Source organism: Streptomyces sp. 2P-4 (assembly GCF_030167965.1).
GTDB classification, from domain to species: Bacteria; Actinomycetota; Actinomycetes; order Streptomycetales; family Streptomycetaceae; genus Streptomyces; species Streptomyces globosus_A.
Window position 1 is genome coordinate 1,708,258 of sequence record NZ_CP095011.1, and the last position, 22,815, is coordinate 1,731,072.

Sequence of the window (22,815 nt, forward strand, 5' to 3'; positions counted from 1 at the left end):
ACCGAAGCCCAGGCTGCTGTGACAGCATGTGACCCACCTCACCCCACGCACGACAGCCAAGGCCAGGGCCCGGCCGCTGCCGCCCCGCAGTCGCCTGCGGCGACAGTCGCCGAACCGTCCGTCCCCGCGCCGTGCCCCGCCTCAGGCCCCCGCCGCGAACGCGACGAAGCGCGCCCAGCCATCCCGGCCGACCGCGAGGGCGGGGCGGGTGGCGTCCTTGGAGTCGCGTACGTGGACGGCCTGCGCGGTGACAGCGACCTCGACGCAGCTGTCACCCTGGCTGCCGCTGTAGCTGGACTTGGACCACGCCAGTTCCGTCGTGCTCATAGTTCTCCTCGGAGTCGCTCCAGCAGACCCCGCGAGTCCTTGGCGTTCAGGGCCTGCGAGCGCAGTGTGTCATAGCGCTGGTGGAGCAGACTCACCTCTTTCGGATCGGAGATCAGGCGGCCGTTCTGCTGCCCTTCGGAGTAGCCGAGCCGCTGCCCCCTAGGCGTTTCCAGGAGTTGAAGCGGCCCGTCCAGGCACGCGTGCAACCCGGCCTGCAACGGCACGACCTGAAGCGTCACGTTCCGCGGGGCGCTCAGCTTCAGGACGTGGTCGTACAGCTCCCGCATCTGCTGCGTGCTCCCGAACCGGCGGCGGAGGACGTGCTCTTCGACGATGAAGCTGAACGGTGTCGTCGGCCGTTCGCACAGCATCCGCTGCCGTTCCATCCGGCTGGCCATGAAGTCCGCCAGCCGGTCGTCCGGCACCACCGGCACGGTTCCCTCGAACACGGCGCGCGCGTAGTCCTCCGACTGCAGAAGACCCGGCACCAGCCGGCACTCGTACGTGCACAGGCTCACCGCCGTCTTCTCCAGCCGCGCCCACTGCCGGAACCAGGCGGCGAGCCCTGCGTCGCCCCGGCTCAGGTGCGGGGCGGCCTTCCTCAACGCGCCCGTGTTTCCCGTGGCTTCCTCGGCGCGGTCGACGAACGACTCGTCCGGCATCCGCCGCCCCAGCTCCACCGATTCCACGGTGTGCCGGGAGAAGCGGACCAGTTCCCCGAACTGCACCCTGCTGAGGCCCGCGTGCTCGCGCAGGGCCTGGACGACGGCTCCGAAGGTCCGCAGACTGTCCGAGGGGCCGGGCTCCCGTTCCGTCTCGCAGGACGCCACCAGGTCGTCGTTGTCGCCCGCCTCGGCGTGCGTCGTCATCCGCGGCCACCTCCAGGTCCGTACGTACAGGTCGTATCCCCGCGATCGACAGCACCCAGGGTGGCGGCCGGCGCGCCGTACCGTCCACCGAATGTGCCCGTACGCTGACGCACCGTACGGGCCCCTGTACTGGATCACGACGGTCCGACCGGTGGGGCGGCCGGAGCTCGATGCCGTGCGCCCCGCCCTGTCCTGAACTGCCGTGCCCTGTGGCTGAACGCACAGGGGCGGGTCTGGCGGGGCGGCGGGCGGTCTGCGATGCTTCCGTCCGTCAAGCGACGGCGGAACGAGGAAGCCGGTGGGATTCCGGCACGGTACCGCCACTGTGTAGGGGGAGCGACTCCGCCCCAGGCCACCGCCCCGTCCGGGGTGGGAAGGCCGGAGAAGCTGTGATCCCGAGTCAGGAGACTCACGCCGTCGCACCTCGATGCAAGGGGCGGATTTCCCCGGGAGAGGCGGTGGCACCCGTGTGCCTGCGTTCGTGCGGAGGCGGCCCCGTGCTGCCCGTGCTCCGGCCTGACCGGCCCGACCGGCCTGACCGGCTTCACCCACAGTCCCGTTTCCCCGGGTTCTGACCCCCTGCGGGTTCCTTCCCCCACGCCGCATCCGCGCACCGCAGTGCCCTCACGCGCGGCCGACGAACGCCACCAGGAGTCACTTTGTCCGTACGATCCGTCATGCCCGGCCGCCGTCGGGCCACCGCGGCGGCCTTCGTCGCCGCCGCCCTCACGCTCACCGCCTGCGGCGGCGACGCCGGCACGACAGCCGGCCCCGAGGCGCGGGCCGAGGGTGAGGGGTGCATCAAGGACTTCGACCCGGCCAAGGACTACTTCCCGGTGAAGTCGACGGTGAAGCACGCCGAGAACTTCACCCTCCGGTACGAGAAGAGCTACCAGGTCCTCACCGTGAAGGAGCCCTTCCCCAAGGGGAAGCCCGAGTCGTACGTGCTGGTCAAGTGCGGTGCTCCCAAGCCGGAGCTGACCGGTGAACTGGCGTCCGCGCAGCAGGTCACCGTGCCCGTCAGGAGCCTGTACTCCGCCTCGACGACCCACCTGCCGCTGCTGACCGAGACCGGCACCCTGGACGTCCTGACCGGAGTGGCGAGCAGCGCGAACATCTCCTCCGCCCAGGTGATCGAGCGGGTGAAGGCGGGCAGGGTCACCGAGTACGCCAAGGACCGCACGCTCAACGCCGAAACCGTCATCGGGGCGAAGCCGGACGTGCTCATGACCCAGGGCACCGACGACCCGCAGTACCCGAAGCTCCGCCAGGCAGGCATCGCCGTGGTCGCCAACGCCGAGTGGCTGGAGGCCAGTCCGCTCGGCCGGGCCGAGTGGGTCAAGGCGATGGCCGCGCTCACGGGCGCCGAGAAGCGGGCGGGCGAGGTGTTCGACACCATCGAGGGCGACTACCGGAAGGTCGCGGAGAAGGGCGCCCAGGCGGCCAAGGCGGGCAAGCCCGTCGAGGTGCTGCCCGGCACGATGTACCAGGGCACGTGGTCCATGCCCGCCGGAGGCAGCTACGCCGCCCGGCTGATCAAGGACGCGGGCGGCACCTACCCGTGGGCCGGCGAGGCAGGCACCGGCGGCATGCAGCTGAACTTCGAGGCCGTGTACGCCAAGGCCGGCCAGGCCCCGGTCTGGATCGCCGACCAGAAGTGGAAGTCCACCGCCGACGCGGTCAAGGCCGACAGCCGGTACGGGCAGCTGAAGGCGGTGTCCGACGGCGCCGTGTGGACGAACACGAAGGCGCTCGGCCCCGGCGGCGGCAACGACTACTTCGAGCGGGGCGTGCTGCGCCCGGACCTGGTCCTCGCCGACCTGTTCGCGCTGATGCACCCGGACCAGGCCGAGGGCCACTCCTTCACCTTCTACCAGCCGGTGCCGAAGGCGTGACGACACATCAGACGACCGTGCCGGCACCCGCGCCGGCAGCGGCCCCGGACGCGGACACTCCGCCCGCGGGGCCGCGGCCGGTGCGGCGGCGCCTCGCCGTCGTCCTCGCACTCGCGGCCGGCACCGCCGTGCTGTTCGTCCTCGCCATCGCCACCGGCTCCCATCCCGTGCCGGTCGCCGAGGTGGTGCGGGTGCTGTTCGGCGGCACCCCCGAGGACCCGCGGTGGACCGTGATCGTCGAGCAGGTCCGGCTGCCGCGGGCGCTGACCGCCTGCGCCGTCGGCGCCGCCCTCGCGGTGGCCGGCGTACAGATGCAGACCCTGTTCCGCAACGCGCTGGCGGACCCGTTCTCCCTCGGGGTGAGCTCGGGCGCGAGCATGGGCGTCGCCACCGTGGTGGTCGGCACCGGCGGGGTCGCCGGCAGCTTCACCGGAGACCTGGCCGGCCTCGGGCGCGTGGGCGTCGTCATCGCCGCCTCGCTCGGTGCCGCCGCCGTCCTGGCCCTCGTCCTGCTGCTCTCCAGGTGGGTGCGGTCGGCCGTCACCCTGCTCGTCGTCGGCGTCATGATCGGCTCGGCGGCCACCGCCGTGGTCGGCGTGATGCTCGTCTACGCCCGACCGGAGCGCGCCCAGCAGTTCGTCATGTGGGGCCTGGGCAGCTTCGGCGCCACGACCTGGCCCGACCTCCACGTCATGCTGCCCGTCATCGGCGCCGGCCTGCTCACCGCGCTGCTGACTGCCAAACGCCTCAACGCCCTGCTGCTGGGCGAGGACTACGCCCGCACCATGGGCCTGAACGTGCGGCGCAGCCGCGATCTGGCGCTGTTCGGCACAGCACTCCTGGCGGGTGCGGCCACCGCGTTCTGCGGGCCGGTCGCCTTCCTCGGCCTGGCCGTCCCGCACCTGACGCGGGTGGCACTGGGGACGTCGGACCACCGGGCGCTCGTCCCGGCGTCGATGCTCGCCGGGGCGTTCCTGGCACTGGCGTGCGCGCTGCTCAGCCAGCCGCCCGGCACGGATGCCGTGCTGCCGCTGAACGCCGTCACCTCGCTGTTCGGCGCACCCGTCGTCATCGCGTTCCTGATCCGCAGCCGCCGCGGCGTACAAGGAGTGGCCTCGTGACCGACATGACCGACACCATGACCGAGCCCCTCACCGACACCGCCGACGGGCCGGGCCGCCCCGGCGGCCTGGTCACGCAGGGGCTCGCCGTCGGCTACCGCGCCCGGTCGCCACGGCGCGGGCGCGGGGCGGAGCGGGCGGTGCTCACGGGGCTCGACCTCGAAGCACGGGCCGGCGAACTGACCGTCCTCCTCGGCCCCAACGGCGCGGGCAAGTCCACTCTGCTGCGCACCCTGTGCGGGCTCCTGCCGCCGCTCGGCGGACGGATCCGCATCGGCGGCGCCGACCTCGCGCAGACGCCGCCGACCGCGCTCGCCCGGCGGCTGGCGGTCGTCCTGACCGACCGGGTCGATCCGGGACTGCTGTCCGCGCGGGAACTGGCCGGGCTCGGCCGCCACCCGCACACCGGGTTCACCGGCCGCCTCACCGCGGCCGACCACGCCGCCGTCGAGTGGTCGCTGCGGGCGGTGGGCGCGGAGCATCTGGCGGACCGGCCGGCCGCCGAGCTCTCCGACGGCGAACGCCAGCGCGTCCTGACCGCGCGCGCCCTCGCCCAGGAGCCCGAGGTCGTCCTCCTGGACGAGCCGACGGCCTTCCTGGACGTCCCCTCGCGGGTGGCGCTCACCGTGCTGCTGCGCGACCTGGCCCGCGACAGGGGCCTGACCGTGGTGGTCAGTACGCACGATCTGGAGCTGGCCCTGCGGGTGGCCGACGCGGTCTGGCTCGTCGACCGCGCATCCCGCGTCCACGCCGGGGCACCCGAGGACCTGGTCCGCAGCGGCGCCGTGGCGGGGGCGTTCGACGCCGACCACCTCGCCTTCGACCCGGCATCCGGCACCTTCGGCCTGCGCCGCACCGCACGCGCCGCCGTCGCAGTGGACGCGCCCGCCGATGTGCTCCCGCTCCTCGAACGCGCGCTCGCCCGGGAGGGACTGGCCGTCGCCGGCCGGGGCGGCCCGCCCGCCGAGGGGAAGGTGGGCTGGGACGGCGCGGACCGCCTCACCCTCACCGGGCCGGACGGGCGGAGCATCCCCGTCCGGGGCTTCCACGAGCTCACGCGGACGGTGCGGACATGGTGACGCCGGCCCTCACCCCCGACGCCCTGGCCCGGGTCTCCGCGATCGGCCCCTACTTCGCGGTCGCCACCGGCCCCTGCCCCGAGGCGGGCGGCTTCCGGCCCCTGGCCGACCTGTACGCGGACCCGGGCGCGCTGGAGGAGTGCGTACGCACCGTCGCCGGGCGGCTGGGCACCGACCAGCCCAGGGTGGCCGCGTCCACCCTGCACCTGGGCACCGCCTCCCGGCTGTGGTCGATCGCCCTGGGCTGCGCCGCGCTCACCGGCCGCGTCCCCGACCTGGCGCCCGACCGGCTGTGGTGGCGCCTGCCCGCCTCCGGCCCCCTCGACCTGTGGCTCCCCGACCCGGCGGAGGTGGACGAGGAGCCGCTCCCGGCCCTGCTCGGCACCGTGACCGTCCGGAACCTGGCCCCTTGGGCCGACGCCGTACGCCGCGTGTCGGGCGTGAGCCCGCACACCCTGCGCGGCAACGCCGCCTCCGCGCTGGTCGGAGCCCACCGCGTCCTGCTGGCCAGGGCGCCTGCCCCCGTCCTGCCCGTCATCCCCCTCGTCCGCGCGCTGCTGGACCGGCCGCCCCTGGCGGGTACCGGCACGTACCGCACCCGTCCCCCGGCACCGCTTGCCTTCCGGCGCCGCAGCTGCTGCCTGTACTACCGCGTACCGGGCGCGGGCACCTGCGGCGACTGCGTCCTCAACCCCAAGGAGAAGACCTCATGACCACCACCGAGCCGACCGTCGTCGAGACCCCCGGCGGCGGCACCCAGCACGTCTGGCCCCTCCCGGTCGACGAGGCCACCCTCCTCGACCTCGTCACCGCCGTCTTCACCGACCACTGGCAGCACATCCACTTCGGGCCCATCATCGAAGGCGCCGCCTGGGAGGTCGGCGCCCCGAACGCCCCCACCGCCATCACCGTGAACGACGGCTACGCCACCGTCGACTTCGGCGCCTGGCACTTCCACCTGTGCATCGGCGAGCACACCGCCTCCGGCCCCGAACTCGGCCGCATCCGCCGCTGCTCCCGCGCCGAGTTCTACCGCAGCATCGGCTCCGACGGCTCCCCCGTCAGCTGGGGAATCCGCCTGTTCAACGGCCGCGACGAGCAGATGATGACCGTCCTGCTGCCCAACCCGTTCCTCACCGACCGCCAGGACATCCTCGACACCCCCGACTTCGACCGGCTGGGGGCGTGGGACACGCTGCGGGCCCGCTTCCTCTCCCTGCCCGCCGACCCGCTGGACCGCACGGGCAAGGGCTTCAGGCACAGCGGCTGACCACGGCCCGGCCCCCGGCGGCCCCGTGCCGGGCCGCCGGCCGGGGCACGGGCCTCCGCCGGGGCTCAGCCGAGTTCGGCGAAGGCCTCCACGTGGCGGGTCCTGCCGGTGACGATGATGACGTCGCCCTTCGCCACGACGGTCTCGGCGGTGGCGTGGGTGAAGTCGTGTCCGGGGCGTTTGATGCCCACGACGGTGATGCCGTACTTGGTGCGGACGGCGCTCTGACCGAGCGGGACACCGGTGATCGTGTCCGGAGTGATGGTCTTGACCAGGGCGTAGTCGTCGTCGAACTCGATGAAGTCGAGCATGCGGCCGGTGACGAGGTGGGCGACGCGCTCACCCATCTCGTGCTCGGGGAGGACGACGTGGTGGACGCCGAGGCGTTCGAGGATCTGTCCGTGCTGGCGGCTGATGGCCTTGGCCCAGATGTTGGGGACGCCCTCCTCCAGGAGGTTGGAGGCGACGAGGATGCTGGCCTCGATGTCGGTGCCGATGCCGACGACCACGCTGGGGAAGTCCCCGACGCCGAGCTGGCGGAGGACCTCCGGATCGGTGCAGTCGGCGACGGCGGTGTGGGTGAAGATGTCGCTGTGCTTCTGCACGAGGGCGGCGTCGGTGTCGATGCCCAGCACGTCCCAGCCGCGCCGGGTCAGTTCGTTGGCCAGGGAGCTGCCGAACCTGCCCAGGCCGATGACGGCCACGCGCTGGTCGCCCGCGGCGAGGATGTCGGAGTCCAGCAGCCGCTTGCGGCGGCGACGGCGCAGGGAGTGCAGGTAGTTACCCAATGACGGGTCGCTCCTCGGGTAGCTGGTAGCGGCGGGTCCGCTCGCGCAGGGCGAGCGCGGAGACGAGGGTGATGGGTCCGAGTCGGCCGACGAACATGAGGAGGATGAGGATCAGCCGGCCGGAGTCGGGGATGTCGGCGGTGATGCCGGTGGACAGGCCGACGGTGGCGAAGGCGGAGACGGCCTCGAAGAGGACGTCTTCGAAGGGGGCTTTGGTGACGGTGAGCAGGGCGAGGGTTGATGCGATGACGAATCCCACGGCGAGCAGTGCCACGGTCAGGGCCTGGCGCAGCACGTGCGGTGCGAGGCGCCGTCCCATCACGGTGGAGTTGGGCTCGCCGCGCACCTCGGCGAGCATGGCGGCGGCCAGGACCGCGAAGGTGGTCACCTTGATGCCGCCGGCCGTGCCCGCGCTGCCGCCGCCGATGAACATCAGGGTGCAGGTGAACAGGAGGGTGGTGGCGTTGAGTGCGCCCATGTCGACGGCGTTGAATCCGGCGGTACGGCTCATCGCCGAGTAGAAGAAGCCGTTGAGGACCTTCTCGTCCCAGTCGAAGGGGGCGAGGGTGCCCGGGTTGGTCCATTCCAGCAGGCAGGTGAGCACGGTGCCGACGGACAGCAGTGCGGCGCTGGTGACGAGCGTCAGCCGGGTGTGCAGCGACCAGTTGCGGCGGCCGGTGGTGCGGCGCCGGGTGCGGTGGCGCAGGAGTTCCAGCAGGACGGGGAAGCCGAGGCCGCCGAGGATCACGGCCGCCGCGATCGGCAGGGTGATCCACGGGTCCTGGGCGTAGGGGGTGAGGCTGTCGGCGTGCAGGCCGAAGCCGGCGTTGTTGAACGCCGAGACCGCGTGGAAGAAGCCGGAGTAGGCGGCTTCGGCGATGGACCGGCCGTATCCGAAGCGCAGCCGCAGGGCCAGAACGGCGCCGACCGCCAGTTCGACGGCGAGGGTGCAGCCTGCGACGCCGAGGAGGACGCGGCGCACGTCGCCGATGCCGAGGCTCTTGGTCTCGGCCGCCGCGGTGAGTTGCATGCGCAGCCGCAGTCTGCCGGAGACCAGCAGGGCCAGGAGGGACGCCAGCGCCATGATGCCGAAGCCGCCGACCTGGATCAGCCCGAGGATGACGGCCTCGCCGAAGCCGCTCCAGTGCGTGGCGGTGTCCACGACGACCAGGCCGGTCACGCACACCGCCGAGGTGGATGTGAACAGCGCCGTCACGAGGTCCGTCGCCGAGCCGTCCTGGGAGGAGGCCGGCAGCATCAGCAGGGCCGTGCCTGCGGCGATCACCAGCGCGAAGGCCCAGACCACGGTGCGGGCCGGATGGGTGGTGAACAGCGAGTGCCACACTCTTGCCGCGCGAACGGCCACTCGACCGACTTCCCTCCGACTCGACTCCGCCATCGGACCCGAGCATCAGGAGTGCGTCAAGGACCGGCAGCGCCACCCTATCCCGGCATGTGCCGGCCTTCGAACAGGCCGCGGCCGACGCGGGCGGATGTGCGCCGATGGCGGAGTCCGTGCAGGTGGGCGCGGAGGGGCCGGGTCGCGGGGCCTGTCAGGTGAGTGCCGCCTTGGGGAGGCCGGGGTCGGGCTGGAGGGCCGGATCCGCGGTGGGCAGCGTGAGGACCATGGTCAGGCCGCCGCCGGGGGTGTCCTCCGCGGTGAGGGTGCCTCCGACGGCCTCGGTGAAGCCGCGTGCCACGGCGAGGCCGAGGCCCACGCCGGCCCCGGCGGGGGCGTCTCCGTAACGCTGGAAGGGTTCGAAGACGCGCTCCTTGGCCGCGTCCGGGATGCCGGGGCCGCGGTCGACGACGCGCAGTTCCACGCGCTCGGCGAGCGCACTGGCCGAGACGAGCACGGGCAGGCCGTCGGGGCTGTACTTGACGGCGTTCTCGACGATGTTGGCGACGGCGCGTTCGAGGAGTCCCCGGTCGACGGCGACCATGGGGAGGGTTTCGGGGATGTCGAGTTCGACGCTGTCGTCGGGGACTCCGGCCAGGGCCATCGGGACGACCTCGTCCAGGTCGGTCTCGCGGATCAGCGGGGTGACGGTGCCGGTCTGGAGCCGGGACATGTCGAGGAGGTTGCCGACCAGGGCGTCGAGCCGGTCCGCTCCGTCTTCGATGCCTTCGAGCAGGTCGGCTCGGTCCTGCTGCGACCATTCGACGTCGTCGGCGCGCAGCGAGGTGACGGATGCCTTGATGCCTGCCAGCGGCGTGCGGAGGTCGTGGCTGACGGCGGCCAGGAGCGCGGTACGGATGCGGTTGCCCTCGGCGAGGCGCTGGGCTTCTTCGGCCCGGCCGACGAGGCGCTGCCGGTCGAGGACGACGGCGGCCTGGGCGGCGAAGGCGCCGAGGACCCGGCGGTCCTCGGCCGGGAGGACGCGCCCGGTGAGGGCGAGGGCCATGTTGTCGCCGATGGGCATGTCGACGTCGGCGTCCTCGGGTCGGGCGGCCGGGGCCGGCCCGGTGCCGGCCGCCAGGGTCCAGGGGGCGACGTCGCTGTCCCGTTCGAGCAGTGCCACGGAGTCCATGGCGAAGGTCTCGCGGACCCGTTCCAGCAGGGCGGGCAGGGCGGTCTCGCCGCGCAGCACGCTCCCGGCGAGGAAGGAGAGGATTTCGGACTCGGCCCGCAGCCGGGCGGCCTGGTGGGTCCGGCGGGCTGCGAGGTCGACGACGGAGGCGACGGAGACGGCGACGGCGAAGAAGACCGCGATGGCGACGATGTTCTTGGGGTCGGCGATGGTCCACAGGTGCAGTGGCGGTGTGAAGAAGTAGTTCAGCAGCAGGGAACCGAAGGCCGCCGACGCCAGGGCCGGCAGGCGGCCGCCGAGCAGGGCGGCCGCCACCGTGAACGTCAGGAAGAGCAGCATGTCGTTGGCGAGGCCGAGGTCGGGCACGGCCAGCCGCAGCAGGACGGTCAGCAGGACCGGTCCGCCGATCCCGGCCAGCCAGCCCCAGATGATCCGCGAGCGCCCCAGCCGGGCTCCGCGTGCCACGGGCAGGCCGCGGCCCTTGGCGGCTGCGTCGTGGGTGACGATGTGGACGTCGAGGTCGGGTCCGGACTCGCGGGCGACGGTGGCGCTGACGCCGGGGCCGAAGACGTACTGCCAGGGGCGGCGGCGGCTGACGCCGAGGACGATCTGGGTGGCGTTGACCCCGCGGGCGAATTCGAGCAGGGCCTGGGGGATGTCGTCGCCTATGACGTGGTGGAAGCTGCCGCCGAGGTCCTCGACCAGGGTCCGCTGGACCGCCAGTTCCTTGGGCGAGGCGGAGGTCAGGCCGTCGCTGCGGGCGACGTATACCGCGAGGACCTCGCCGCCGGCGCCCTTCTCGGCGAGGCGGGCGGCGCGGCGGATGAGCTGTCGGCCCTCGGGGCCGCCGGTGAGGCCGACGACGATGCGTTCGCGGGCCTGCCAGGTGGAGCGGATGTCGTGCTGGCCGCGGTACTCCTGGAGGTACTCGTCGACCCGGTCGGCGACCCACAGCAGGGCCAGTTCGCGCAGCGCGGTGAGGTTGCCGGGGCGGAAGTAGTTGGACAGGGCCGCGTCGACCTTGTCCGGCTTGTAGATGTTGCCGTGGGCCATCCGCCGGCGCAGGGCCTGGGGGGACATGTCGACCAGTTCGACCTGGTCGGCGCGGCGTACCACCTCGTCGGGGACGGTCTCGCGCTGGCGGACGCCGGTTATCGTCTCGACGACGTCGCCGAGGGACTCCAGGTGCTGGATGTTGACGGTGGTGACGACGTCGATGCCCGCCTGGAGGAGTTCCTCGACGTCCTGCCAGCGCTTGGCGTTGCGCGAGCCGGGCACGTTGGTGTGGGCCAGCTCGTCCACGAGGGCCACCGCGGGGCGGCGCGCCAGCACCGCGTCCACGTCCATCTCCGTGAAGGTCGAGCCCCGGTACTCCAGCTCCCGCCGCGGGACCTGCTCCAGACCGTGCAGCATCACCTCCGTGCGCGGACGGTGGTGGTGCTCGACGAAGGCGACGGCGACGTCGGCGCCCCGCTCGGTCCGGCGATGGCCCTCGGAGAGCATCGCGTAGGTCTTGCCGACGCCGGGCGCCGCGCCGAGGTAGATCCGGAATGTGCCGCGTCCCATGGGGCTCAGCCTTCGAAGCGGTAGCCCATGCCGGGCTCGGTGATCAGGTATCTGGGGTGGGCGGGATCCGCTTCCAGTTTGCGCCGCAGCTGGGCCATGTAGACGCGCAGGTAGTTCGTCTTGTCGGCGTACGTCGGCCCCCACACCTCCAGCAGGAGGCGGCGCTGGCTGATCAGCCGGCCGGGGTGGGTGATGAGGATCTCCAGCAGGTGCCACTCGGTGGGGGTGAGCCGGACATCGCGGCCGTCGCGCCTGACCTTCTTGGCCACCAGGTCCACCGTGAAGCCGTCCGTGGTGACCAGGTCCGTCCCGCCCGGGGGTTCCGGGGTCTCCCGGCGGCGGACGGCGGCCCGCAGGCGGGCGAGGAGCTCGTCCATGCTGAAGGGCTTGGTGACGTAGTCGTCGGCCCCGGCGTCCAGGGCGCGGACCTTCTCCTCGGAGGTCTGGCGGGCGGAGAGGACGAGGATGGGGGCGCGGCTCCAGTCGCGTACGCCCTTGAGGACGGCCAGGCCGTCCATGTCGGGCAGCCCGAGGTCGAGCAGGATGACGTCGGGTTTGACTGTGGCGGCGAGGCGGAGTGCGCCGGCGCCGTCGCTCGCCGCCTTCACCTCGAATTTGCGCGCCTGGAGGTTGATTCTCAGTGCGCGGACGAGCTGCGGGTCGTCTTCCACCACCAGGACCGTGGTCATGGCCGTGATGCCTTCCTTCCATGGTGGGCGGGCCGTGTGCGGCCGACCCCGGGTTCCAGGGTGCAGCATCAGCTTTTCGCCTGCGTTGTGAGGGGTGGGTCTCGGGACGTGGACGTGGTTCGCGTTCAGCCCTTCTCGCCGGTCACAGCTTCGCCACACCCCTGGCAATGAGAGCCACCAGCGCGAACACCGCGATCATCGTGACGACGAAGGCCACGTCGGCCACCGTGAGCTCCTGGTTGCGGTGAAGGTTGTATGGAAATCGGCCAATCGGCCGGTGATGAGCTAATCGCATTCCGGTGAGGCCGTTAAGGGATCTTGACGAGACCCATACGGCCGACAGGGCCGTCTTGACGGAACCCATACGCGGGCCCCCCGGGATCCATGGTCTGCGCGTCCGCACCGGCCGGCCACCGCCTTCGCGGTTCTCCGTCACGGGACGGAGCCACGGCGCCGGCTCAGAACCTGTCCGGGTGGATCAGGGCCGCCGCGAGGTACGCGAGCAGGGAAACGGCCACGAGCAGCCCGACGACGTTCTCCAGGTCCATCTGCGATCCGTTCTCTCGGTCAGGCGGGGCGGATCCCGCCCTCCGACCATGCACCCCCGCCCGGCGGACCGCGCCCATGCTGACGCGATCTTGTCGGACTTCTGACGAAAGCCCTCCGGCGTGCACCCGTACGGGGCAAGTTGGTAATGGGATCCGTTTTCATATAGCCTCCGGGCAGCCTTCGCCCACAGCCCGAGGAGTCCCCATGGCCGTCCCCAAGCGGAAGATGTCCCGCAGCAACACCCGCCACCGCCGCGCCCAGTGGAAGGCCGCCACCCCGCAGCTGGTGCCCGTCACCGTCGACGGCTCCGTCCACCAGGTCCCGCAGCGCCTGGTGAAGGCGTACGAGCGCGGCCTGCTCCGCCCCGAGAGCTGATCGCGTGGCCTCGTACGACCGCCTGCCGGTGACCGTTCTGTCCGGTTTCCTCGGCGCAGGAAAGACCACCCTGCTCAACCACGTGCTCGGCAACCGCGAGGGCCTGCGGGTCGCGGTGATCGTCAACGACATGAGCGAGGTCAACATCGACGCCGCGCTCGTGCGCGGCGGCGAAGCGGCGCTCTCGCGCACCGAGGAGCGGCTGGTCGAGATGACCAACGGGTGCATCTGCTGCACCCTGCGCGACGACCTGCTGGAGGAGGTCGACCGGCTCGCCCGCGAAGGCCGCTTCGACTACCTGCTCATCGAGTCCAGCGGCATCTCCGAACCCCTGCCGGTCGCCGCCACGTTCTCCTTCCCCCGGGACGACGGCGCCACCCTGGGCGACCTCGCCCGCCTCGACACCATGGTCACCGTCGTGGACGCCGCGAACTTCCTCCGGGAGCTCTCCGGCGGCGACGAACTCGCGGCGCGCGGCCTCGACCAATACGAGGACGACGAGCGGACCGTCAGCGACCTCCTCATGGACCAGGTCGAGTTCGCGGACGTCATCGTCCTCAACAAGCTCGACCTGGTCGGGCCGGGCGACGCCGCGCGCCTGCGCGCCGCCCTCGCCAGGCTCAACCCCGAGGCCCGGCTCGTACCCGCCGTACGCGGCCGCGTGGCGCTCGACCACGTCCTGGGCACCGGGCTCTTCGACGTGGAGCGCGCCCAGCAGGCCCCGGGCTGGGTCAAGGAGCTCAACGGGGACCACGTCCCGGAGACGGAGGAGTACGGCATCTCGTCGCTGGTGTTCCGCGCCGACGCGGCCTTCCATCCCGGCAGGCTCTGGACGTTCGTCACCCAGGGTCTCGACAGCGGCGCCTTCGGCAGGATCCTCCGCTCCAAGGGGTTCTTCTGGCTCGCCAGCCGCCCCCGGGTGACCGGTCTGTGGTCCCAGGCCGGCGCGGTGGCCCGCTTCGAGCCTTCCGGGGCCCGCGGCACGGAGACCGCCCAGGGCCAGGAACTGGTCTTCATCGGTGTCGGGCTGCGCGCCGAGGCGCTCCGTGCGGCGCTCGAAGCCTGTCTGCTCAGCCCCGGTGAGCCGGCCCCGGCCGAGGACGAGTTCCCGGCGTGGGAGACGTACGGCATCGACGAAGCCTGCGAGCACGAGCCCGCCGCCACCCCCGGCACGGCGGCTGCCTGAGGCTCCGGGCCGGGCGGTGGTCGCAGCCACGGCACCGCCCGGCCCGGCCACCCGCTCCGGCCGATCGCCTCGCGCCGCGGGGCGCGTGCGGCGGTTCCGACGCCGATCGCGCCCCGGCCGCCCCCGACCGGCACGGGCAGCCGGTCACGGCGTGAGGTCTGCGAGCAGCGCGCCCAGGACGGCCTCCTCCTCGATGCGGACGCCGTGTTCGGCGAGGACGGACGCCAGGTCCGGGTCCCACGGGGAGGGGACCGGCTTCCCGGCCAGGGGGGCGGCAGCACGGCCGGCGGCGGCGACCGCCCCACGGTAGTCGTCTGCGGTGTAGCGCCACGGGCGCCACGGAACGTGCCGGAGGAGCGTCGTGGCGATGCGCAGCCCGCCCCAGTCGAAGTCCCCGTGATAGCGGAAAGCGGCGCCGAGGCCGCGGAGATGGGTGAGAAGGGCCAGCGCGGCGGCGGACGGCTGGCCCCGCAGACAGACCAGCGGGAGGGAAGCCGCGCCGTGGTGGTCCGCCGCAGCGGACAGGACGGCGGGGTTCTCGCAGACGTGGACCACCGCCGGCGCGGTCCGCGGCGGGCGGTGCGCGAGCTGGCGAAGGGTGAGGACGCACGGCTCGCCGACGTCGGCCATCCAGTCCAGAGCAGGGGTCCCGCGGAGGTTCAGGGCGAGGACCGTGGAGGACACGTCGTCCCGGAGCAGGCCGGCCGAGGCCCATGCGGCCCGTCGCCAGGCGGCGCCCTCACCGTCCGGATGGCCGGTGAGGGCACGGACCCCGGACAGCACGATCGCGGCCAACGGGGTGCCCTCGTCGAGTGCGTGGGCGCCGCCCAGCACGTCCGCCGCGAACACGGACAGGGACCGGGCCGGCTCGGCAGGCAGTTCCCGCAGGACGCGCACCGCCTGGTCCAGCAGCGTACGCGCGGCGGCGGGGGTGCCGGTGACGCGCCGTACGAGGCCGCTGTCGCGGACCTGGGCGGCCCAGTCCGCCAGGCGCGGTTCGTCCCGGGCCAGCAGGGTGAGCGGGGTGTACGCCTCCGCCCAGGCCCGCTCCTCGGCCCGGCGTGCCTCTTCGCGGGGGACGACGGGACCGGTGAGGGCGGAGACGGCTGCCGGCAGGCCCTCCGGGCTGATGCCCGACCGGCGCAGGACGGCGTCCACCGCGTCGAGCCGCACGGTGAGCGACGCGCCGCCGCCGGGCGCCCGGCCCAGCAGCCGCTCCGCCGCCGCGCGCTGGGCGGGCGTGGGGGCGGCCAGGGAGACTGCGCCGGTCAGGGGCCGGCCCCGCTCCAGGCGGCGGCGTACGCGGTCGAGCAGCCAGGACAGCTCCGCCGCGCCCAGGAGCCGGCGCAGGCGGACTTCGTCGACCGCGGCTGCTTCGGCCGCGGCTGCTTCGGCCGCGGCTGCTTCGGCCGCGGAGCCGCTCACCCCCACGCCGCCTCCGGCTCGGCCGTACGCACCGGGTCTCCACGGCGGGTACGGGCCGTACCGTCCCATTCCCAGCGGGTGACCAGGACGGCCGCCACCTCGTCGACGCGGGAGAGCTGGGCGATCGCGATGCCGGGAACCTGCGGATAGCAGGCCCACTCCCGCTCGCTGGTCATGACCACGTCCAAGTCGAACGCGTGGAGCAGGCCCAGGCACTTGGCACGCGAGTCGTCGTCGACCCCGGCGAACGCCTCGTCCAGGGTCACGAGCCGTGGCGCGTACGGGCTGCCCGCGCTCGCGTAGTGCGAGGAGGCCGCGGCGAACAGCGGCACGGAGACGGCCAGCACGCGTTCGCCGCCCGAAGCCGGTCCGGTGGCCGGCACCCAGCGGCCGTGCTGCAGCCGCTCGACGGCGAACTCGTGCCAGGAGCGGTAGTCGAGGGCGGCGGTGAGGTGCTCCAGCCAGCTGCCCGCCGCGTCCTCGGTCTGCCGGCGGGCGATCTGCGTCTGCAGGAACTCCCCGACGGCAGTCCGGTCCCCGAGGGTCCAGGCGTCGGCGGTCTGCAGCAGCCGGCCGCGCGCCTGGGCCAGTCCGGCCGGGGCCTTGCGGGAGGCCCGCCACACCAGCCGCAGGGTCATGCCCGTGGAGGTCGGGCGTTCCTCCAGCTCGGCGTTCATCGCCAGCACCTTGCGCTCGGCGGCCCCGATGAGCTCCTGGAGCGTGCCCGCGACCTCGGTGATGAGGTGGGTTTCGAGGATCTCGCGCTCGTGCGCGGACAGGATGCGGGTGAGCTCCCCCACCTCCACCGTGAGGGCCTCGACGAGTTCGGGTACGGCGCGCTCGCGCCCCTGGTAGACGATGTCGACGACCATCCCCTCCTCCACCATGCGGGCCGACGCGGTGTGGCCGTGCCGCGAGAGCGCGTCCTGGAGGACCTTGAGCTCCTCGCTCAGCCGCCGCTGCACGCGTTCCCACGCCCCGTCCGAGTCGTCGGTCGCGGCGAGCTCCGCTTCGAGGGAGCGGGCGAGTGCGATCGCCGGGGTGGCCGCCCACGGCTCGTCCCGCGCGGCCGGCACGGCCAGGCCGGGGAGAGCGACCCCGATCAGCCTGGTGGCGGTGAACCGCTGGAGTGCGGCGACGGCCTCGGCGCGTGCGGCGGCGGCGACCGTGATGTCCTTCTCCAACTGCTCGATCCGGCCCTCGGCGCGGCTGGCGCGCCGGTCGGCCTCCGTGTGGCGGTCCTGGACCAGCCGCCGGTCGGCCGCGCACCGGCGCAAGGCCTGCGCGGTGTCGGACAGCCGCCGCTCCAGCTCGGCCACTGCCGCGCCCACCGTCGACCGCAGCGTCGCGAGCCGCTCGCCGTCGGCTGCCGCCTGGCGGGCCGCCTCCTCCGCCCGCAGGCCGAGTTCGGCGGTGCGCTCCGCCGCCCGCCCGGCCTCCTCCTGCTCCTCCGCCACCTGGCCGGATGCCTCCGTGCCCTCGCGCAGCGCGGGCCAGAGCTCGGCCAGGACCACGGCCAGCTCCCCGAGGGCCCGGCGTACGGCGGCCAGGGCCGGCCGGTCGGCGGGCAGCCCCAGGTCGGCTGCCGCCTCGTGGAGTTCGGCGGTGGCCCGCTCGGCCCGCTCGCCGGCGGCCAGCATGCCGGAGGCTCGTTCCGCACGGCGCGCTTCGGCCCGACGCACGGTGTCCGCGGCAGCGGCGGCCCGCGCCTGCGCCCGGGTCACGGCGGTCTCGTCGGGCACTGCGGCCAGCTCGGCATCGAGGGTCCGGCGCCGCCGTGCCACGTCCCGCGCCTGGTCGGCGACGGCGGCCGACAGCGCACCGAGACGGGAGAGCTCGGCCCGCAGCTCGGTGATGCGCAGGCGCCGCGCGGCCTCCCGTGCGCCCTCTCCGATGAACTCGGCAGCGGGCTTGGCCCAGCGGCCCGTGAGGGCACCGACCCGGTAGCGGCCGTCGGGCGCTGCCCAGGTGTCGTGCGCGGCGTCCCCGGCGGGCGCTCCGAGGCCGATCGCCCCCAGCAGCCGCTGCACGGCCTGCTCGCTCAGGGACGCCGCCCGGGCGTCGCCGCGGTCGACGGCCGGGCACAGCACGTCGGCCAGCGACGGGGCGCCGACCGGGCCGGCCTGCGGGGCGAGGACCACGTCGTGGCCGTCCGGTGCCAGGGCCGTGCCGTCGGGGCACACCCACGCGTCCAGCAGCCCGGATGCCTCCAGGGCCGCTTCCAGACCGGCCCGATCGCGTTCTGCGACGTCCGCCCGGAAGTCGACCAGCCGCCACAGCGGAGCACCCGGCGCCTGACCGCGCAGGCCCGGCGTCCGGGTGTACGGGGCCGGCGGCTCCCGCCGGCCGCCCGACTCCAGCTCCGCGAGCTCCGCCTCGGCCGCCCGGGCCTGCTCCGCCAGGCCCGCCCGGCGCTGTGCGGCTTCCGCAGCCCGGTCGGCGAGCAGCGCCGCCGCGGCGCTGTGCGCCTGCGCCGCGTACCGGCGCGCCGGGGAGGGGCCGTCCTGGTGCACGACCCACTCCTGGAGTTCGTCCAGCAGTCCCGTCGGGTCGGGGTGGACGAGCTCCTCGCACCGGTCCGCGTGTGCGCGGACGGCGTCGACCAAGGCCCGGCCGGCTGCCGTGACGGCCGCGTCGGCCTCGTCCTGTGCCCCGATGGCCTGCGCCAGGTCGGTTTCCGCCTCGTCGAGCCGGATTGCGGCATTCCGGCGTTCGCCGGCCGCGGTCTCGGCCCGGCCGGCGAGCTCCTCCACGTGCACGAGGGTGCGGTGGCGGCGGTCGGTCGCCTCGACCAGGGCGGTACGCAGCTCCGCCTCCGGCAGTCCCTCCGCTTCGGGCAGGTCCATCCGGGCGTCCCGGGCGATGTCCCCGGCCCGGCGAAGCGTGTCCTCGGCCCGTTGGCGGGCGGCTCGGAGGCGGTTCTCGGCGGCGCCGAGGCGGCTCAGCGCACGGGTGTGCAGCACGGCAGCCTGCTCCCGGTCGGCTTCGGCGCGGGCCCTGTCGTCCCGGGACCGCTCCACCGCCTTGGCGGCCTGCTCCAGTTCCCGCGCACTGCGCATCTCGGGCCCCTCGCGCAGGGCGGCGTCGGCGGCCTCCAGACGCACCTGCGCCTCGGTGAGTTCCGCGATCCGCTCGGCGGCCGCTGCCCGTTCCTCCTCGGCACCGGCCTTCTCCTCCTGCGCTCCGGCGAGGTCGCGGACCAGGTGCTCGTACTTCGAGTGCTCGGTGCGGGGCAGGCGCGCACGGCGGCGGGAGGCGATGCGGGCGTAACGCCGGTAGTGGTCGAGGAAGGCGGATGCCGCGGCTTCGGCCGTCCTGGCGGCCCGCAGCTCCTCCTTCTCCTCGTCCAGGGACCGGAACGCCTCGGCCACGTCCGCGATGACGGCCTGGTCCATGGGCGGGAGCGCCTCGGTGAGGGCGCGGGAGAGGGCGGCCTCGTTGGGCCGCTTGGACAACTGCGGCTGGCGCAGCTGGATGAGCAGGTCCACGAGGGCGCCGTAGCGCTCCTCGCCGAGTCCGAACAGCGCCTCGTCGACGGCCCGGCGGTAGGCCTTGGCCTGGTCGTAGACCAGGCCGTGTCCCGACACGGCCTCGACGAGCCGGTCCCGTGACAGCACCGTACCGGTGGCGTCGAGGAGGCTGAGCGAGTCGCCCGCACGCGAGGCGGCCGGCGCGTGGTCGATCCGCTGCGCGGTCACCGCCCACCAGTGGCGGGCGATACCGCGCCCGCTGACGGCCTTGAGCCCGCAGGCGAGCGTACGGAACTGCTCCTCGCCGCTCACCTCGTCGCGGCGGCCGAACTCCACCCACGTGTAGCCGAGCCGTTCGGAGTGCGGGTGCTCGCCGCCGAGCAGCAGGTTCCACTCCATGCGCTTGCCCGCGTCGCCGTCCGGCTCGACGCGGCGGGCGCTGAGGTCCCCGTCGAGGAGGAACGGGAGGGTCAGGGCGAGCACCTTGGACTTGCCGGTGCCGTTGTTTCCGCGGAGCAGCAGCCTGCCGTCGCGGAAGTGGAACTCCTCGACGTCGTAGTGGAAGAGGTCGACGAGGCCCATGCGGAGGGGCTGCCAGCGGGAGCGCCCGGGGGCCGGGAGCGCGGGGCGGGGGATCAACGCGGTGACGCCTTTCGCTGCGCGGGCACGCCGCCGGCGCCCTCCGTACGGGATACGAGCACCACGGCCTCGCCGACCGCATAGCGGGCGAGGGCCGGGCGCGGCACGACCCCCTCGGGGGTCCGGGCGACCAGGCCGAGGGCGGCGAGCCGGACGACCGCCTGCTCCACCAGCTCTCCCTCGGCGCCCGGCTCCCGCGCCGACTTCGACCAGAAGCCTCCGTGCTCGGCGGCCAGTTCGGCGACCCGGCGCATCAGCTCGGCGGTGCCGACAGGGCCGGCGGCTGCGGCAAGGTGCTCGGCGAGCAGGAGGGTGACGTGGCCGCGGGTCCCCGACTCCGGCATACGGACGTCGGTCAGGTCGTCGTCGGGGTCGACCATGGCGATGCCCTCGGCCCTGACCTCCGCCACCAGTCCGGTGAGCTCGGTGATCCGGGCGGTGAGGAAGCCGCGCTGGCGGGTGAGGTAGGCGAGTTCGGCGTCGTCCAGCTCGTCGTAGTAGAGCACGGGGTCGTCCAGCAGCCGCCGGGTCAGCGATCTGCGCAGGGCGCGGAAGCGCAGTTCGTCGCTGTCGAGGGCCGTTTCGGCGGTGAGCTCCGCGAGCCGCTCCTCCCACTCCGCGGCCCGGACCGTCGAGGGGCCCCGGCGCGTGGCGAGCAGCCCGCCCAGCACGCGCCGTTCCACGTCGTAGAGCGCGTCGCCGGCTCCGCTGACGTACGCGTCCTCGTCTCCGGCGACGCGCCGCAGCACGCCGAGGCTCAGCAGGAGCCGTACGACGGCGGCCAGGTCGAGTCGCTCGTCGCGGCGGTCCAGGGTGAACTCGATGCCCGCGGCGACCAGATGGGAGTCCGCGGCCTCCAGCACGACCTGGTCGGCGAGCCGGCCGAGGGCGATCTGCGCCTCGCCGCGTTCGAGGCAGGCGAGGGCGAGGCAGAGCAGGACGTATCGGCGGCGTGTGAACGGGGCCGCGCTGCGGGTGGCCTCGCGGGCGGGATGGGTGGCGTCGCCGAGGCGGGCGGGGATCTTGCCGAGCCGCGCCGTCCCGGAGTCGACCTGGAGAGCCCAGCCCGTGTTGCGGTCGAACCATGCGCGCAGCTCGGAGGCGTGCCGCCGGACGAGTCTGAACTCGTCGGCGGAGGGGCCCCGTGCGAGAAGCAGCGGGTGCTTCAGCAGAGCGCGGGCTGCCTTGCGCAGTTCGGCGGCGTGCTGCCCGTCCAGCACTTCGGCGAGCGGGGTGGTCATCGTCCGTCGCTCCACTCTGCCCCGGCGGTGAGATCGACGATCTCGATCGCGTGATCGGGACCTCGGAAGGTTCCATGCGGTGTCCGGATCTCGGCGGTGGATCCGTCCGGCACGGCGCTGAGCCGGATCTCCATGGACCCGTCGCTGCTGGCCGCGGTGGTGTGGGTCGTGCCGGGCCGCCAGGTGGCCAGTGCGTCGCCGAGGAGTCGGAGGAAGAGGCGGAAGCTGACCGGATCGAGTTCGCCGAGCCCGGACAGCCGCGTGCTTCCGGTGGCTGCGAGCCGGGCGCGCGCGGCAGCGGTCTCGGCGGCCTGCTTGGCGGCGGTCTCCGCGAGCAGCCGGCGCGCCTCCTGCCGGTCCTCGACCTTGCGGGGCTTGCCGCGGCGCTCGTAGCTGCCCGTGCGGCGCAGCTGCGGGCTGATGCGCAGCGGTTCGGCATCCGCCCACGGCGTGGACGCGGCTTCGGGCCGGGCGCTGCGGGCGGCCAGCGTCTCGGCGTCGACGGAGAGGTGGCGTGCGGGATACAGCCCGAAGGCGACACGCCACAGCTGGTGCCGGGCGCCATCGTCGGGTGCCTCGGCGAACCAGCGGGCGAGTGTACGGAAGTCCGCGGAGCGGTCGGAGCGGCCGGCCCGGCGCTCGTTCAGCGCCCGTACGACCGCCAGCAGCTGCGGGATCGCGCCGAGGGCCCGGCCGCGCAGCAGCCGGGACTGCGACTCCCGGCCGTCGCGACTGAGGAACCATGCCGCCAGCCCGGTCCACCGCTCGGCCCACCGCTCGGCCGCGGCCTGCTCGGCGTACGCCGCCTCCTGCGGGGTCGCGTCGGCCGCCTCACGGGCGGCGGCGGCGCGCAGCAGGGGCTGGATGCGCCCTCCGTCCTCCAGCTCCGTGATCAGCCGGGCGATGCGCGCACCGAGGGTGATCAGGTCCTGGATGAACCGCTCCAGGTACTGGATGAGCTGGTCCTTGTAGGCGAGGAACACCTCCTCCCCCACGTCGTGGAGGTCGATGGTCCTCTGGAGGGAGCCCATGAAGGCCCGGGCGTTGTCGGCGAGCGCGGCGAAGCGGCTGACGAGCCCGTCGAGCGCGAGGTGTGTCTTGGCCGGATCGGGCTCGTCCTCGGCCGCCAGGACGAGGAGGGCCCGCAGCTGGGTGACGATGTCGTGCAGCGCGACCGCCTGCAGGGCCCCGCGCCTTCCGAGAGCCTCGTCGTATGCGGACAGAGCCTGCTCGGCGGCCTCTCCCTCGCGCGTCAGCTGGTAGATGAAGCGCTTGCGGTAGAAGTCCTCCACGGCCGTGACCCGCCCCGTGTCGGGATCGGCCCGCAGGTTTCCCCACCCCACGAGGCTGTCAAGCGCCTTGACGACGCCGTCGAGCTCGACAGGCCGAATCCCGACAGGCAGCGCCGCCTGCACGTCCTCGGGCCGCAGGTGTACGGCGAAGCGCTCCTTGGCCACCAGGAAGGCCCGCATGACCGAGCGGTAGACCAGCACGTTCGGGGCGGTGAGGTGGGCGAAGGGCCCGTACGACCCGCTGCCCTCGGCCGGGCTCGCAGGCTTGGGAGGTGTTTCATCCATCGGCGGCCATTCTCGCCTGCCGCCGCCGCTGATCGGCAGGGAGGGAAGGAGTTGACCGAATCACATCGATCGTGATCGCCCCAAGGCCCCCGAGTGCGCCCGGCCCCCACGCACGGACTCCACCGCACCCCTGCCGAGAAGGCCGCCCGGCCTCGCCTGCAGCCGGAGGAGTGCAGCACTGCCGCCGGCCGTTCTACGAGCGCACCAGCACGTGGCGG

At 73.6% G+C, this 22,815-nt stretch carries 19 protein-coding genes and 1 riboswitch; of the genes, 7 read left to right on the forward strand and 12 right to left on the reverse strand.

All coding sequences use genetic code 11. The features are described 5' to 3' along the window. Positions 1 to 141 precede the first annotated feature (141 nt). Entirely contained in the window at positions 142 to 327 is a 186-nt protein-coding gene (locus tag MUK52_RS07055; RefSeq protein WP_284575117.1) for a DUF397 domain-containing protein, read from the reverse strand. After that, entirely contained in the window at positions 324 to 1,196 is an 873-nt protein-coding gene (locus MUK52_RS07060) for a helix-turn-helix domain-containing protein (protein WP_284575124.1), read from the reverse strand. The genes MUK52_RS07055 and MUK52_RS07060 overlap by 4 nt, the downstream gene beginning before the upstream one ends. A 252-nt stretch (positions 1,197 to 1,448) precedes the next feature. After that, positions 1,449 to 1,622, forward strand: a riboswitch (cobalamin riboswitch). 233 nt (positions 1,623 to 1,855) lie between these two features. Between MUK52_RS07060 and MUK52_RS07065 the strand changes: the two genes are divergently transcribed. Genes MUK52_RS07065 through MUK52_RS07085 form a run of 5 tightly spaced genes read left to right on the forward strand, consistent with a single transcriptional unit; the run spans position 1,856 to position 6,561 of the window. Further along, the gene (locus MUK52_RS07065; protein ID WP_246042384.1) at positions 1,856 to 3,091 is read left to right on the forward strand and encodes an ABC transporter substrate-binding protein; all 1,236 of its coding nucleotides are present in this window, start codon (positions 1,856 to 1,858) and stop codon (positions 3,089 to 3,091) included. Continuing rightward, positions 3,088 to 4,212 (forward strand): FecCD family ABC transporter permease, encoded by a 1,125-nt coding sequence (locus tag MUK52_RS07070; RefSeq protein ID WP_284575128.1) that lies wholly within the window; start codon positions 3,088 to 3,090, stop codon positions 4,210 to 4,212. Before MUK52_RS07065 ends, MUK52_RS07070 begins: the two co-directional genes overlap by 4 nt. 5 nt (positions 4,213 to 4,217) lie before the next feature. Then, positions 4,218 to 5,291: an ABC transporter ATP-binding protein gene (locus MUK52_RS07075; RefSeq protein ID WP_284581671.1), complete on the forward strand. Its 1,074-nt coding sequence runs from the start codon at positions 4,218 to 4,220 to the stop codon at positions 5,289 to 5,291. Further along, the gene (locus tag MUK52_RS07080; protein WP_284575130.1) at positions 5,285 to 6,004 is read left to right on the forward strand and encodes a (2Fe-2S)-binding protein; all 720 of its coding nucleotides are present in this window, start codon (positions 5,285 to 5,287) and stop codon (positions 6,002 to 6,004) included. The genes MUK52_RS07075 and MUK52_RS07080 overlap by 7 nt, the downstream gene beginning before the upstream one ends. Continuing rightward, the gene (locus MUK52_RS07085; RefSeq protein ID WP_114054630.1) at positions 6,001 to 6,561 is read left to right on the forward strand and encodes a DUF7676 family protein; all 561 of its coding nucleotides are present in this window, start codon (positions 6,001 to 6,003) and stop codon (positions 6,559 to 6,561) included. The genes MUK52_RS07080 and MUK52_RS07085 overlap by 4 nt, the downstream gene beginning before the upstream one ends. Positions 6,562 to 6,626: 65 nt before the next feature. Here the strand turns inward: MUK52_RS07085 and MUK52_RS07090 are convergent, their stop codons facing one another. From MUK52_RS07090 to kdpF, 6 genes are all read right to left on the reverse strand, one after another. After that, positions 6,627 to 7,349 (reverse strand): potassium channel family protein, encoded by a 723-nt coding sequence (locus MUK52_RS07090; RefSeq protein WP_284575132.1) that lies wholly within the window; start codon positions 7,347 to 7,349, stop codon positions 6,627 to 6,629. Then, entirely contained in the window at positions 7,342 to 8,715 is a 1,374-nt protein-coding gene (locus MUK52_RS07095; protein WP_284575133.1) for a TrkH family potassium uptake protein, read from the reverse strand. The genes MUK52_RS07090 and MUK52_RS07095 overlap by 8 nt, the downstream gene beginning before the upstream one ends. A 187-nt stretch (positions 8,716 to 8,902) precedes the next feature. Then, a complete protein-coding gene (locus tag MUK52_RS07100) occupies positions 8,903 to 11,446 on the reverse strand; it encodes a DUF4118 domain-containing protein (RefSeq protein WP_284575135.1) in 2,544 nt (847 codons plus the stop codon). A gap of 5 nt (positions 11,447 to 11,451) precedes the next feature. Then, positions 11,452 to 12,135 (reverse strand): response regulator, encoded by a 684-nt coding sequence (locus tag MUK52_RS07105; RefSeq protein WP_114054627.1) that lies wholly within the window; start codon positions 12,133 to 12,135, stop codon positions 11,452 to 11,454. Between the two features lie 142 nt (positions 12,136 to 12,277). Beyond that, on the reverse strand, positions 12,278 to 12,499 hold the full coding sequence (locus MUK52_RS07110; protein ID WP_114054626.1) for a hypothetical protein: 222 nt from the start codon (positions 12,497 to 12,499) through the stop codon (positions 12,278 to 12,280). A gap of 94 nt (positions 12,500 to 12,593) precedes the next feature. Continuing rightward, a complete protein-coding gene (gene kdpF, locus MUK52_RS07115; RefSeq protein WP_114054625.1) occupies positions 12,594 to 12,683 on the reverse strand; it encodes a K(+)-transporting ATPase subunit F in 90 nt (29 codons plus the stop codon). Positions 12,684 to 12,888: 205 nt separating this feature from the next. On the opposite strand from kdpF, the gene rpmF reads away from it, so the two are divergent. Next, entirely contained in the window at positions 12,889 to 13,059 is a 171-nt protein-coding gene (gene rpmF / locus MUK52_RS07120; RefSeq protein ID WP_114054624.1) for a 50S ribosomal protein L32, read from the forward strand. A 4-nt stretch (positions 13,060 to 13,063) separates the two neighbouring features. Then, the gene (locus tag MUK52_RS07125; RefSeq protein ID WP_284575145.1) at positions 13,064 to 14,245 is read left to right on the forward strand and encodes a GTP-binding protein; all 1,182 of its coding nucleotides are present in this window, start codon (positions 13,064 to 13,066) and stop codon (positions 14,243 to 14,245) included. Between the two features lie 144 nt (positions 14,246 to 14,389). Here MUK52_RS07125 and MUK52_RS07130 read toward each other — a convergent pair whose 3' ends face one another. From MUK52_RS07130 to MUK52_RS07145, 4 genes are read right to left on the reverse strand one after another with little or no spacing between them, the layout of a single operon-like run. Further along, positions 14,390 to 15,670 (reverse strand): TIGR02679 family protein, encoded by a 1,281-nt coding sequence (locus MUK52_RS07130; RefSeq protein ID WP_284575148.1) that lies wholly within the window; start codon positions 15,668 to 15,670, stop codon positions 14,390 to 14,392. After that, positions 15,667 to 19,779: a TIGR02680 family protein gene (locus tag MUK52_RS07135; RefSeq protein WP_284575150.1), complete on the reverse strand. Its 4,113-nt coding sequence runs from the start codon at positions 19,777 to 19,779 to the stop codon at positions 15,667 to 15,669. The genes MUK52_RS07130 and MUK52_RS07135 overlap by 4 nt, the downstream gene beginning before the upstream one ends. After that, complete coding sequence (locus MUK52_RS07140; RefSeq protein ID WP_114054621.1) at positions 19,776 to 21,020, reverse strand: TIGR02678 family protein; 1,245 nt, start codon at positions 21,018 to 21,020, stop codon at positions 19,776 to 19,778. Before MUK52_RS07140 ends, MUK52_RS07135 begins: the two co-directional genes overlap by 4 nt. Continuing rightward, positions 21,017 to 22,597: a TIGR02677 family protein gene (locus MUK52_RS07145; RefSeq protein ID WP_114054620.1), complete on the reverse strand. Its 1,581-nt coding sequence runs from the start codon at positions 22,595 to 22,597 to the stop codon at positions 21,017 to 21,019. Before MUK52_RS07145 ends, MUK52_RS07140 begins: the two co-directional genes overlap by 4 nt. Positions 22,598 to 22,815: the final 218 nt, after the last annotated feature.